The following is a 12,888-nucleotide window of genomic DNA, read 5'->3' on the forward strand; positions in this document are numbered from 1 at the left end:
GCCTCGTGAGTTTCGTCGGCAAGCAGTTTCTCCAACCTAAGCGTGACCGGGTGTCCGGTTATGCGGGGGCAAGTCCACCACGGCCAGTTCTACCGCACCTTTACTGGCGCGATCGCTTGCTTCGCCTAGTCAACACGTTTCATCTCCTTCCACAGCAGTCCGGGGCCATTGATGAGCTCTTGCGTCGACTCGATCGTTACGAGGATGGGAGGTACAAACGCTGACCAAGGTCGGCCGCTGCAGCTTGTGCGCCTGTTCAATTCACCACAGACGATCGCACGAGCCGTCAATCGCTTGCAACTCGCCCAGCACGTACCATCGGGGGCGATATTGGACGGCGGGACATGCCGTTAATAGCAAGAGGTATTCGTCCGGTGCCGAGATCGCGCGAATACGTTCATCAGTTCCGCAACCGAAAGAATATTGCCCGGTCCGTAACAGGCGCCCCGCATGCGTACGAGGCGCCCTGACGGCTGCGCATCTTCCTCCCCGCCGGCGGGCGCTACGAGCTTCATCGCGGGGTCAATACCGACGGACACCGGTGATCGTTAGACCGCGTACTGGCGCAGACGCAATGGAAACGCCTCGATCGCCTGGATGCCGCTGTGCTCAGCCGCGCGGCACCACTTCTGCAACTGCTGAACAGCTGTTCGCGCGACGCACTCGAATGAGCCCAGATAACCAACGGTCCGTGACGCAACTCGATGCAGGTGCGCAGCGTCGAGTTATCTATCCACGCGCCGGGGAATGGCGGCAGCTGAGACGGCTTGCCGCAAGCGGCCGACGCCTGCGGCCGAAGCAATTCGCGCACGCTGCACCGAAGCACAATCTTTTCCCGGCGACGGAGGTGCCGGTCCCTCGCTAAGGCCTGGACGCAGACGACTTCCGCAGACTTTAGATATGAGGCCATGACCTCATGGCGGTGACGCAGTACCGCGCTTGCAGCGTGGCGCCGTCGACTGTGCGCTTGCCGGCGATCAGGCGCGGCGGCAGCGACACTTTCCTGACAGTCGCGAGCTTGAGCGCCGACAGGATGCGAATGTACATCCAGCCCACATCGAGTTCGTACCACTTGTTCGACAGCTTAGCGGACGTCGGATATGCATGGTGATTGCTGTGAAGTTCCTCCCCTTCGATTAGGATGCCGAATGCAATCGCGTTCGTGCTCGCGTCATCGGTATCGAAGTTGCGATAGCCGAGGAAGTGCCCGAAGCCGTTGACAACGCCGCCCGCCCAGAAAGGGATCCACATCATCTCCACCGCCCACACCGCCACGCCGAGCACGCCGAACAGCGCAACGTCAATGACCATCAGCAGGCTGACGCCAAGATTTCGGTATCTCATATATACATTTCGCTCTAGCCAGTCCGTAGGCATACCCGAACCGAACCTGCGCAAGGTCTCCTCACTCAGCGACTCGGCGGTGTACAGCTCCGCTCCCTCAAAGACTACTTTACGGACTCCGCGCATTCGCGGACTATGCGGGTCATCCGCCGTCTCGCACTTCGCGTGATGCTTCCTATGCACCGCGGCCCAGGAGCCGCCGGATATGCCAGTCGTCAACCAAAGCCAAAACCGAAAGAAATGACGGACGGCCGGGTGCAGGTCGAGCGAGCGGTGCGCGAGGCAGCGATGAAGGTATAGCGTCACGCTAACGATCGTGATGTGCGTCATCACGATCGTGCTCAGCAATACTTGCCACCATGAAAGCGCAACTAGGCCACTGGAGAGGAACAGGAGCAGATTGCCTAACATATAAACTTCTTTCAGCCGCTGAGCGACAGATGTGTGCTTGTTCACTGGCATGACAGCTAAAAGATTTGGTATCCGGCAAAGCCCATTCTCAGCCGCCCGCGTCTCAACCACCTGCCGCCTGGCATCAAGGCCGAGCGCTAAGGCCGGCTCAACTTGATCCCCCGCACCCAGCTATCGACGCGCTTGTTTCCATGACGAAGCTAATGAATTTCCCTGCAACGTAAATTTCCTGTCCGTCATGACGCGGGCGTCGACTTCTGCGATGTCGCTCGCGGCACCTGGCGATGCGGCAGATACTTTCGATAAATCGGGGGCAGAAGGAAAGTGCAATCCCGTTCCGCATCGCAAGAGTTTTCGATGCCGCGCGAATTACGAGAAATATCGACGCGACGCATGGCGCTCCGCGAAACCTGGCCATACGTGCCCACGTCTGGGGTCGCAGTATCACAGCGATGTGCGCGCCGTTGCTGCCGTTGCGTCGATTTGAAGAGTGGCTTGCAACTCAACCCAACGAGAGATAACCGTCGGGTCTCCCGTCAAAAACAGCGGCGAGGACACCCATTCAGTAACATCGTCGTCCGACCAGGCCATCTCAAAGATCCGCAAATCCTCGTCTCTGCTCCTCCCGAATCCAACCAATTCTGTGCAAGAGTGAAGGCCGTAGAGCGAAACGACATCTGTCGATACGTTATATACAGCGCACACTCCGCGAAGCGCTATTCTCCACGCATCGTTGCGATTCGCCGCAAGCATGAATACAGTTTGCTTTCCGGGAAACTCCAAGATCATGCGATACAGATGTTTTCTGCAGTCTTCGCTTAGCTGGGTCATATCAATCCCCTCTCAACTCTGCCCCGCACGAATCCAAAATTCGTCAGTACGTGGTCGTATTCCCCGTCGTAGTGGTCTCACGTATCGCCGTCAGTTCGCGCTTCCTGAACCACTTCCTTCTCCGGGCTGTTTTCCGTGCTCTGTTCGACGGCCTTTTCGTCGTCGTCCTCGGCGATCCGCATCCCATCATCCGTCGCATTCGCTGCGGCCTGCCTGCTAATCCTGCTCTCCGTCGGTCCTTCCGCATCTACCGGTTCATCGATCATGATCTTTTCACCTCCATCGAGATGAGCTGCAACGACGCGTTGCGCTCGTACCGCATTTTGAGCGATACGAACAACCATAAGTCTTTACTTCTATATTCTTTACTTAGACGCCCATTGATGTTCAATCTGGCATCGCGAGCCACGGCCGGGATCGCGGACATTTATCCATTTCTATGCCCCCCAACTTCACGCGCCGCAGCGAGTGCAAAGAACGCAGAGCGCGTCAGATGACGCTGTTTTGCGCACGCATCGACTTGACGCAGCAGGCTCTCCGGAAGGCTGAACTCAACGCTTACAGCCTGCGATGTGACCCGCACCAGGTTGATCTCGACGTACATCCAAATGCCCTGACCATCGTCCATTGCCAACGACTGGAGTTCCGACATGCTGCCGGTCGGCGCGGGTATGAGCTGCTCACTTCGGTCGTACTGCAGTTCCACCGCGCCCTGTGCATTCGACCGGAGTTCATCGAGCGTGGCGCCATGAGCGCAGGCGAGGGGTAGATCGGCGAAGCTAGCGCGGAAACCGCTACGGCTGTCACCGTGCACATATATTGGGTATTGCATAAGGTCTTCCCTCTGACTGCCCACGTTTGGAGCCGATACTCATAGTTTGGTCGCGAAAACGCTTCCGTCAACGAAGGCCAACTACCCGCGCGCCGTCAGTGTAGGGAAACCGTGGCAACGGTAAGCTGGCCGCCACAGAGCTCGTGTCTGCAGTTTCGGCCCATCAAATAGGCCCATCGTTTGGTGAACAAGCCGTCAAGCAGCGATTCTAGATAAGTGCGTCAAGATCGGCTTTTCATACGGTCAGCAGGATATCGCCACTTGCTCAAAGTCGAATCGATGAGTGCATAGCTGATGCGCCTTTGGTCTGCCCGCTCAGCGTCCTCAGCTTGAAGAACGAGGTGGCGCGTCCGACGGTCCCGGTTGTAGGGCGTTTCGTTCGCCGTAGTGGGAAGTGCATTCTTATTTTCTAGTCGCATAAATACCTCTGAAGGCCGCCTCCATAAAACGCGAGGCGTGTTCCGACTGTACACCTTTGAACGCCGCGGGAGATGATTTATTTTGGCCAGCTTACGCGGCTGGGTCATCGTATTTCGCACTCCCGATCTCATTGATGCGGACTTATAGGCAGGATGATGAAAGGCGCTTTAATGCGTTGCTTTGCGACCTCTGCCGCCGCGTATAGAAGATGAATGGCCTAGATGCGCAGTGCTACGCCGGGTCGTCGCCTTCGATGCGCGGGTGTCAAACGCCTTTACCGACGCTCATGACCATGGCGGTCTCGAAAAGTAGACCAGCGAGGCGCTGAGGTCGGTCGTCAATCGTGGAGAGCAATGGTCTAAGCTGCGAGTCGCATCTTATTAAATTGTTGGGTGAAGGCGGCAGGAGATAGATAGCCAAGACGGGCCTGCTTTCGCTGCCGGTTGTAAAAGATCTCGATACATTCGGTGACGGCTTGTCGAGCCTCAGCGCGCGTCGCGAATCGGCAGTGATACACGAGTTCGTTTTTGAGCGACCCCCAAAAGCTTTTCATTGGCGCATGGTCGTAGCAATCGCCCTTGCGGCTCATCGACATCGTCATGCCGAACTGTTTTGTCAGATCCCGATAATGGCGGGAGCAGTATTGGGCGCCGCGATCGGAATGGACAATCAGTGCCGCCGGTGGCCGCTTGAGCGACACCGCGCTGAATAACGCCTGCATCACCAGGCTGCGAGTCATCCGTTCGCTCATGGCGTAGCCGACCAACTCGCCTTTGAACAGGTCTTTGATACCAGCAAGATACAACCAGCCCTCGTCGGTCCACAGGTACGTGATATCACTTACCCAAGCCTGGTTCGGCGCGCTCATGTCGAAATTGCGTTCCAGCAAATTCGGTGCGACTGGCAGATCGTGCTTGGAGTCTGTCGTATTTCTGAATTTTCGCTTTTGCTTGCATCGAAGTCCCAGTTTGGAGCGAATGCGCCTGATGCGATGAAGGCCAACGCGCACGCCGTGATCACTCAGATCGGCTTGCAACCGCTCTCGCCCATACGTGTGCCGGGTTCGTTCATGGGCCGCGGCAATCTGGACTTCAAGCCGGGCGTTCTCTCGTGCACGCGGCGACTCGGCGCGTCGACGCCAAGCGTAATAGCTACTGGCTCCCACCCCAAACACCCGACACAGCACAGCGATCGGATATTCCTGTCGCATCGCTTCAATCCGGTCGTATTTCACCGCGACCCCTTCGCGAAATAGACCGTCGCTTTTTTAAGATGTCGCGCTCCATCGTAACTGTTGCCAGCTCTTGCTTGACCCGCGCCAATTCCGCTTCTAGCTCGTTCTGTGGCTTTTGCGTCCCACCAACTTTCGCCAGCGTCCCTTTTCGTTCAGCAACGACCCAGGCGCCCAGCGTCTTGACTGACAACGATAATCGGCTGGCGGCTTCCTGAACCGCCCCGGAAATGTAGGAGACTTCGGATCTTGGCTGTAACGGGAGATTTGAAGCATGGAAAGCGAAGGCAAGGCAAGGAAGCCCACCGGGACGCGATATTCGGATGAGGTCCGTGAGCGAGCGGTGCGGATGGTGTTCGAGCACCAACACGAGTATCAAACGCAGGGGGCGGCAATCCGCTCGATCGCCTCGAAGATGGGGATGTCGCGAGAGACGCTTCGCAACTGGATCATTCAGGCTGAGCGCGACCGTGGCCAACGAGCGGGCGCGACAATTTCGGAGCTGGCGCGTCTGAAGGAACTGGAGCGCGAGAATCGTGAACTGCGCACGGCCAACGAGATCCTGCGCAAGGCCTCCGCATATTTCGCGCAGGCGGAGCTCGACCGCCGATCGAAGCCATGATCGCGTTCATCGATGAGCATCGCGACGTCTACGGTATCGAGCCGATCTGCCGCCTGCTGCCGATCGCGCCGTCGACGTATTACCGGCACGCTGGGCGGCGCAGCGATCCGGAGCAATGGCCAGCACGAGCGCATCGCGATATTGAACTGAATGCCCTCATCCGGGCGGTCTGGGACGAGAACTTCGGCGTGTATGGAGTGCGCAAGGTCTGGCGCCAGTTGTTGCGCGATGGCGTGAAGGTCGCGCGCTGCACGGTTGCGCGCCTGATGAAGGTGATGGGCCTCGAAGGTGTGCGGCGTGGGCGCCGGATCAAGACGACGCAGCGCGACGATGCGGTGCCGTGCCCGCTGGACCGGGTCAAACGTCAATTCCGGGCCGAACGGCCTAACGCGCTGTGGGTCGCAGATTTTACCTATTGCTGGACATGGTCGGGCTTTGTCTATGTGGCCTTCGTGACCGATGTGTTTGCGCGCCGTATCGTCGGTTGGCGCGTGTCGGCATCGATGCGAACTGATTTCGTGCTGGATGCACTGAACCAGGCGTTACACGATCGCCAGCCACCGCCCGGGCTCATTCACCATAGCGACCACGGGTCGCAAGGCGGATTCAACCGGTCGTCGCAACACCTTTAATCGAGGGGGTGTTGCATGGTGCGAAGCGCAAAGCAGGTGTATCGGTTGACGGGTCGAGCAGCGATGTACTCCCCGGGCGCCCCATCACTTGGACATGAGGTTGAGCGTCGGTTCTGGCAACAGATCGCGACCGGCATTACAAGCGAGAAAGCGGCGCAGGCGGTAGGCGCATCACAAGCGGTAGGCTCGCGTTGGTTCCGCTATCGTGGCAGCATGCCACTATTCATGTCCAAACCTATCGCTGGTCGATACCTGTCGTTCGCTGAGCGGGAAGAAATAGCCTTGCTCTCTGTCCAGGGGTTCGGGGTGCGCGAGATCGCCCGCCGTATCGGACGGAATGCATCGACCGTATCACGAGAACTTACGCGCAATGCTGCGACTCGAGGTGGGTGTCTCGAGTATCGTGCTTCGGTTGCGCAGTGGAAGGCTGAACGGTTCGCTAAACGACCCAAGCCCGCGAAACTGGCGACTAATGTAGAACTGCGTCAATATGTACGGGAGCGCCTGGAGGGCAAGGTACATGACGCTGACGGTCGTAAAATTGACGGGCCCAAGCAGACGCCGTTCAAGGGGCGAAATAAACCGCATCGCGGGGACCGAAAGTGGGTCAATGGTTGGTCACCTGAACAAATTGCTAATCGGTTGCAGGTAGATTTCCCGGATGATGAATCGATCCTAGATATTTGTCGCTTTTGCCACCCTTGGCCTGTTTCAACAGTTTTATTTGATTTTGGCAGTTATGCTGAGGGGAGCCTGTCGGTGTCATGGCCGAAACGCCTTGTTTTTACGACTGCCCCCCGGAATGTCTATCTTTTCAGGCCGAATACAGCTATAACTAGTGTCCTGAGTTAGAAGTTCGTTGAATCAAGTTTTGGTCGCTCGCGAATGACGAAGTGTTGGTTGAAGAGCCGCTCGGACTCGCGCAGTCCTTCTTCGGTAAAGATCACAGATTTGTTCTTGTTGACTGGGTCTTCGATGAGACCGCGTTCGTAGAGCCGGTTCAGCACATCCCAGTCGAAACCCTTCCATGCGCGGTATCGGTCATGCAGGGTCAGGTAGAGAAGTGCCAGGGCAACTTCATCGATTGCATCGGTGTTGATATTCATGATGCTCTTCCCGGGGCCTTCTGGACCCGCATGCAAAACCGTTCGAGACTGGCCAGAATCTCATCGGCCGACTTGTTCCAGGCAAACGGTTGGGGATCGGCGTTGTAGATGTCCAGATATCGACGGATCGCGTCTTCCAGTTGACGTGTCGATCGATGCGTACCGCGTCGAAGGTACTTTTCAGTCAGCGAGGCAAACCAGCGCTCGACCTGATTTAGCCAGGACGCCGAGGTGGGCGTGAAGTGAACATGGAAGCGAGGATGACGAGCGAACCATGCTTTGATCGCGCGTGTTTTGTGCGTGCCATAGTTGTCCATCACCAGGTGCACATCCAGATGCGACGGCACACTGGATTCAATGGTGCGCAGAAACCGCACGAATTCGCTGCTGCGATGGCGCCGATGTACCTCGCCGATCACTTCGCCGGTGGCAATATCCAGCGCGGCGAACAAGGTGGTCGTGCCGTGGCGCATGTAATCGTGCGTGCGTCGTTCCGGGATGCCAGGTGCCAATGGCAACATCGGCTGCGTGCGATCGAGCGCCTGAATCTGGCTCTTCTCGTCCACGCACAACACCATAGCCTTAAGCGGTGGATCCAGGTAAAGCCCGACGATATCTCGTACCTTGTCGACGAACATCGGATCACTGGAGAGTTTGAACGTTTCCTGCCGATGCGGCTGCAAACCAAAAGCACGCCAGATCCGCGTGACAGCCGTCTGCGACAACTTCATCTCACGAGCCATCGTGCGCGTGCTCCAGTGAGTCGCGCCAACAGGTACGCACTCGAGCGTCTTTGCAATGACCGCATCGACGCGTGCGTCATCAATTGTCCTCGGCGCGCCCGCCCGAGGCGCATCGAGCAGTCCGTCCAGACGATGCACTACAAACCGCGCCCGCCACTTCGAGACGGTTTGCTGAGTGACCCGCTGTTTCGCCGCAACGCTCTTGTTGTCCAAGCCATCGGCACAGGCCAACACGATGCGTGCTCGCAACGCGAGGGCCTGTGCGGTCTTGCGTCGCATCGTCAGTGCTTGCAGTGCTACGCGCTCCGAATTGCTCAGCACGAGCTCCCCTTTGGGCCGTCCGCTCATCTTTGCCGCCTCGCATCAAGTGCCATACAGACACTTTAGTACGCGATCGCCATCATTCAATGAATTTTCAACTCAGGACACTAGTCATCTATTGGTAATTCGCAACGATTAGCGGACAAGAACTAGTGTGGCCCTTTCCACCGTCTTTCTCATGCTACGGCCGAGTGTCTTATTAAGTTGTGGACGCGCGGCTAACTTAACAAGGATTTGAAATGGAGCAAACTATTGAGACCTTCCTGAATGCTATAAGTGAGGACCTAGCAGCCGTGATAGACGATATGGCGTCTAAGGGTAAGGACGTTAAAGATATCGCAGACTCGCTCAATATCCCGAAAGAGCAATACGAGGGGCTGTCTCTGTTCGTATCAGACCGATACGAGTACTGGATGCTGTTTCAACGCCGTACGAATCTGCATCACAAGCTAGCGAAAGTTTCACCCAATATAACGAAACCGCTAATCGACGCTATAGCCGATTCATTAGATGCAGGTAGAGAGCCACAGTATATCGAACATGAGCTATATGAGGCCATACGAGTATTGGACCAGATAGTACGTATTCATGGTGAGCTAATCCCTACCTTCCATTAGACCAATGAGCGGCAGCGAGTTGCGCGCACGCTGGACTACGCAAATAAAAAGGCGACCCGACACGGGGCAAGTTCTTTGTAGATCTGGCCCGTAACACACAGAGCACAGATACCTAGTAGAGCATGGTGTTTGCCAAAACTTGTTCCCTGCAATAGTTCCGGAAACCTCGCCCTTACTGGCTCTACCTAGCAACTAAATCGCTTGCTTTCCTCGCCACAGGGCGTACTGTGGAACGCGTGCGCCGGCTCATGAGTCAGGCTGACGTACGGTCCTTTATTGAAGTTTTCGGCCCACCCTCGGTGGACCTCTTTGTTTGTGACAATGCAGTTCGACAAATACGACTAATACACTTCCACGCGGTCCGGGTACACGCCCGTTTCCCGCGCAGCCTCCTCCACTTGATCCGGGCTGTCGTATCCGTCGAAAGAGCCAATGTCCGCCTCGCCGACAAGGAGACAGCCCGCCCACCGTCCAGAAGGTGCGCGGTAGATACGGAGCGTAATAGGCTCGTGTTTTTCGTTTTCCAATTCAGGGTCCCAAGTGGGCCACGCAATGATTACAGAATAGCGCGATATCCGCCCCGGCAGTTGACTAAAATGGGCCGGGTTAAATTGGACCGAGTGACTAGTGTTGGCAGCGGCGTGAATTTCGTCTAAACGGACGGTTTGAAACGCACCATGGCGAAGGCGATCACGCGGTCGCGGGATCGGTGCCGTCCTGGTCTTTCATGCGGTAGCTTTTGCCTTCGATGAGGACGGGCTTGACTTTAGTCCGCGCCAACGACGCCGATAACTGAGCGTCCGCATTGGCCGAGCATCAACGCTGCTCCATTCAGAAATAACGTAATGGCCGGTTGCGGCTTGGAATCGACGCCTGAATGTCTGAACGACAGTACGCGCGAGTGACCCTTCATGGCCGGGTTGTGTCGGACCGCTGTGCAAATTCATCGCCGGAAAGCGGCCACCGGAATTCCGCTCCCGGAAGCGGCCGGTCGTCAACGCGAACTCCCGGACCCGTTGCAGCCGCTGGACCGTAGCCATTTGAACGGCTGCTTCCGAGGCTTGAACGGTCGCCCGCGACAATGCCGCTCGCACCGAACCGCGAAGCTGTCGCTAGACAGAACGCGAAGCTCTTCAAAAGGGCAACGCCTACCTCGGTCGATGGCCCCTATCGCCGCCGACCGTAGAGAACGTCCTGAAGTCGTCACGAAGGATTTTAACCGGCGAAATGGTGCCTGTCATCACCTTCCGGGTTGCGATCGAAACGATCCTTTGGTGATTGACGTGCAACGCTTTGTTGTCCCCTTCTACTGAGCCATCCGAACCAAAAATGTCGATCAAGCACTCGTGTGTGACTTGAATTCGAAACGTCTTGTTGACAATTCGCTGCTTGAAGAAGATATCTCCGTCCAAGCGCAGCACAGGTAGTTGAGGTGGTGCAGTCATGAAGGAACGTCCTTTATAGCCATGCGAATATAGCCATGCGAACTGCTGAAGCACTTACCCGGGAGGTTCACTGGTTTGCGCCGCACCGCTGCTGCGACAAGTCAACGTCTATAGAGCCGAGCGCGCCGACGTGCGTAGGCTGAACCGCGGCTGTACGCGTCTTCTTCGGTAGGGAACATAACTGCGCTGTCGTGGCGAGCCTCGGTGATTTTGGGTCCTGTCAGGTCTATGTCGACAACGGTGAAGGCGAAGCCGCCAGCAACCAGCGGGTGTACCACGACGTGGTACTCATGATTTCCAACCTTAATCAAGCGCGACATGGCGAATTCCATCGGTAGCGAAACACAACGAGGTAATCATTGTGCGCACTTTCTGGGCCACGAAAAGACAGTTTAAGAAGCCTGCTGCTCTGTCGACGTCGAATGACTGGTAAACAGGCACATGTGAGCGAAAACGACTCGCCAGCATGTGCATGGCGGCGTTCCGGCCCGACTATGCCGATAATTAGACATTCGGATAGCGAAGCGGTGGGGAGAAACCGTGACAAGGAGACATTTCGATTCTCAGCGACCGAGAATTGGCGAACTTCGAAGAGGTTATTCAGACTGGCGCTGCACCGGCACTTCCATCGTTGGCACACCCGTCGATAAACCGCTTTGCTTGCCGTTCCGCATATCTGAATCCGTTATCGAGAGTAAGGAAGTTGAGCTGCTCGGGAAGACTAATGACAGGCGAAGCGCCCGAGTCGAATGAAGCAATCGTCCAAGAGACAGCGTACCGGACCTGCTGGCCGTCAAGGGACGGCGATTGGCTAGCAACGACGCGCACGTCGATGGTATACCCGCGATAGGGCACACACGACTGGTTTTCCATGCTCGCTCCCTTTGCACACCTTGAGCGGCATGTAGAAACACTATACGTGCTATCTAAGTCGCACGCCGGAAAACTGCCCGGCAGCGCGAACGGAACCAAAACAGCGGCGCCCTTCAGCGCCGCAATGAATAGGGAGGGGTAAGACCTGTGCGCAAGACGGATTCGAGAGTGATGTCGCCGTGCACTGCATGACGGTTCACCGCGACGATGGCGTCAAATCGGCGGTCAACACAGTTGATCAGGCGCACCCCAGCGCGCGCGAGCTCCGATCCGCATAACGATGCTTTCTTCGGTGTCGCGGTCAACGTGTACCACTGCTGGTGGGACCCTCAGTTGGACGAAGCGCTTACCTCGATCGGCAATGACAATCGCATTGTCGCTGATCATGTTTCCGACTGGATGGTTCGGACGACCGATTCGTCGCTCGATGGGGGCATGATGGGAGACGGCGTGATCGCCCTGAAGGGGCTCCCGGCGAAGTGCTGAGAATTCGGCTATGACGATATGCTTCAAGTCGAGATTTTTTCGCGCGACAACTGGTGGAAACTTCCGCTCGACCTCGGCTTGCAAACATGCGCGAAGCGATTGCAAGCGGTCGGCTGAGCGTCGAGCCAGCGACATGTCAAATCCTAAGTAATACGCATCGCATGCTCTTCAAGGAAGCGTGCGGCCGGCCTAACGACGAATCGGAACGGCTCATGCCACATAAGAGCGGTCAATTGAACGTCCGCTGATATCTCCTGTCGAGCGTCGCCTCCTGGCCGGTTGAGGCAGTGCCTCCGGCAATTTGCTCGCCGGAAAGCCGCCATCGAGCAGGGACGAACGAGACCTTGGTCTTTAAAACCAAATGTCGACCTTGACGGGCGGTTCATGGGCCGACTGCGACCGGCAACTCCTCTGAGAATTACGAAGCTCTCATTTGAATGCCTTCGTCGAAGTAAAAATGGCTTTCTTCGGTCAATTGAATAAACAGCGGCCGCGACAGATTTGCCGCCCGGACTTAGTTATGTAGCCACATACGGGTAAACCATCTTTTCGGTCAAAAGCCCATGCACCATATTGGTTCGGTGTCCGAACGATACCCGGCGCGACCAACAACGAGTCTGGAGAGCACGAATGCGAAACCGTTCACTTCCGAGGCTGTTTGCTCGCGCTGTCGCGCCGCTATTAGCGGTCGCAGCGCTGATGTCCGCGCCTGCTTCCTTCGCACACGATCAGCGAGATCGCGATGTGAGCGACGGATGGCTATCGACTTGGACCGCGAGCGCCGACCGCAACAACAACATCACGACGCCGCAGAACTTCAATGCCGCGACGACCATCCGGCAGATCGTGCACACGAGCGTCGGAGGCAATCAGGTACGCGTGCGGCTCACCAATGAGTTCGGTCAGTCGCCGGTCACCGTTGGCCCCGTCCATATCGCGGTATCGGCGGGCGGATCGAAGATCTACCCCAACAC

7 protein-coding genes, 3 pseudogenes and 1 other annotated feature are annotated in these 12,888 nt (G+C 56.9%); of the genes and pseudogenes, 2 read left to right on the forward strand and 8 right to left on the reverse strand.

Features of this window, described 5'->3' with window-relative positions:
* Window positions 1–548: 548 nt before the first annotated feature.
* The 5 genes and pseudogenes from AWB72_RS19220 to AWB72_RS19240 all read right to left on the reverse strand — a co-directional run bounded on the left by AWB72_RS19220 (window position 549) and on the right by AWB72_RS19240 (window position 5,388).
* Window positions 549–1,755: pseudogene (locus AWB72_RS19220) on the reverse strand (DesA family fatty acid desaturase).
* A gap of 444 nt (window positions 1,756–2,199) precedes the next feature.
* Window positions 2,200–2,586, reverse strand: coding sequence for a hypothetical protein (locus AWB72_RS19225; RefSeq protein ID WP_087128447.1), 387 nt, complete (start codon window positions 2,584–2,586; stop codon window positions 2,200–2,202).
* Between the two features lie 77 nt (window positions 2,587–2,663).
* Window positions 2,664–2,930 carry a hypothetical protein gene (locus AWB72_RS19230; protein ID WP_143754646.1) on the reverse strand — a complete coding sequence of 89 codons (267 nt, stop codon included), beginning with the start codon at window positions 2,928–2,930 and terminating at the stop codon, window positions 2,664–2,666.
* Window positions 2,931–3,013: 83 nt separating this feature from the next.
* Complete coding sequence (locus AWB72_RS19235; protein ID WP_087128633.1) at window positions 3,014–3,418, reverse strand: type II toxin-antitoxin system HicB family antitoxin; 405 nt, start codon at window positions 3,416–3,418, stop codon at window positions 3,014–3,016.
* A 778-nt stretch (window positions 3,419–4,196) separates the two neighbouring features.
* Window positions 4,197–5,388, reverse strand: a protein-coding gene (locus tag AWB72_RS19240; protein WP_374728907.1) for an IS3 family transposase whose coding sequence is annotated in 2 segments (ribosomal slippage) — window positions 4,197–5,091 and window positions 5,090–5,388 — 1,194 coding nt in all. Because the reading frame shifts where the segments join, the coding sequence is not laid out codon by codon here.
* Between AWB72_RS19240 and AWB72_RS29470 the strand changes: the two are divergent.
* A pseudogene (locus AWB72_RS29470) lies at window positions 5,344–6,290 on the forward strand (IS3 family transposase); the annotation flags it as partial. The gene AWB72_RS19240 and the pseudogene AWB72_RS29470 overlap by 45 nt on opposite strands.
* Window positions 5,646–5,762 (forward strand) — a sequence feature (AL1L pseudoknot). (Overlaps the previous pseudogene by 117 nt.)
* A 69-nt stretch (window positions 6,291–6,359) precedes the next feature.
* Window positions 6,360–6,998 (forward strand): annotated as a pseudogene (locus tag AWB72_RS19255) (transposase); the annotation flags it as partial.
* A gap of 173 nt (window positions 6,999–7,171) precedes the next feature.
* Here AWB72_RS19255 and AWB72_RS19260 read toward each other — a convergent pair.
* The 3 genes from AWB72_RS19260 to AWB72_RS28600 all read right to left on the reverse strand — a co-directional run bounded on the left by AWB72_RS19260 (window position 7,172) and on the right by AWB72_RS28600 (window position 12,049).
* Window positions 7,172–7,429, reverse strand: coding sequence for a DUF6429 family protein (locus AWB72_RS19260; protein ID WP_087128454.1), 258 nt, complete (start codon window positions 7,427–7,429; stop codon window positions 7,172–7,174).
* On the reverse strand, window positions 7,426–8,520 hold the full coding sequence (locus AWB72_RS19265; protein WP_087128456.1) for an IS630 family transposase: 1,095 nt from the start codon (window positions 8,518–8,520) through the stop codon (window positions 7,426–7,428). Before AWB72_RS19265 ends, AWB72_RS19260 begins: the two co-directional genes overlap by 4 nt.
* A 3,133-nt stretch (window positions 8,521–11,653) precedes the next feature.
* Window positions 11,654–12,049 (reverse strand): hypothetical protein, encoded by a 396-nt coding sequence (locus tag AWB72_RS28600; RefSeq protein WP_143754649.1) that lies wholly within the window; start codon window positions 12,047–12,049, stop codon window positions 11,654–11,656.
* Window positions 12,050–12,888: the final 839 nt, after the last annotated feature.

Source organism: Caballeronia concitans (genome assembly GCF_001544615.1).
Classification (GTDB): Bacteria; Pseudomonadota; Gammaproteobacteria; order Burkholderiales; family Burkholderiaceae; genus Caballeronia; species Caballeronia concitans.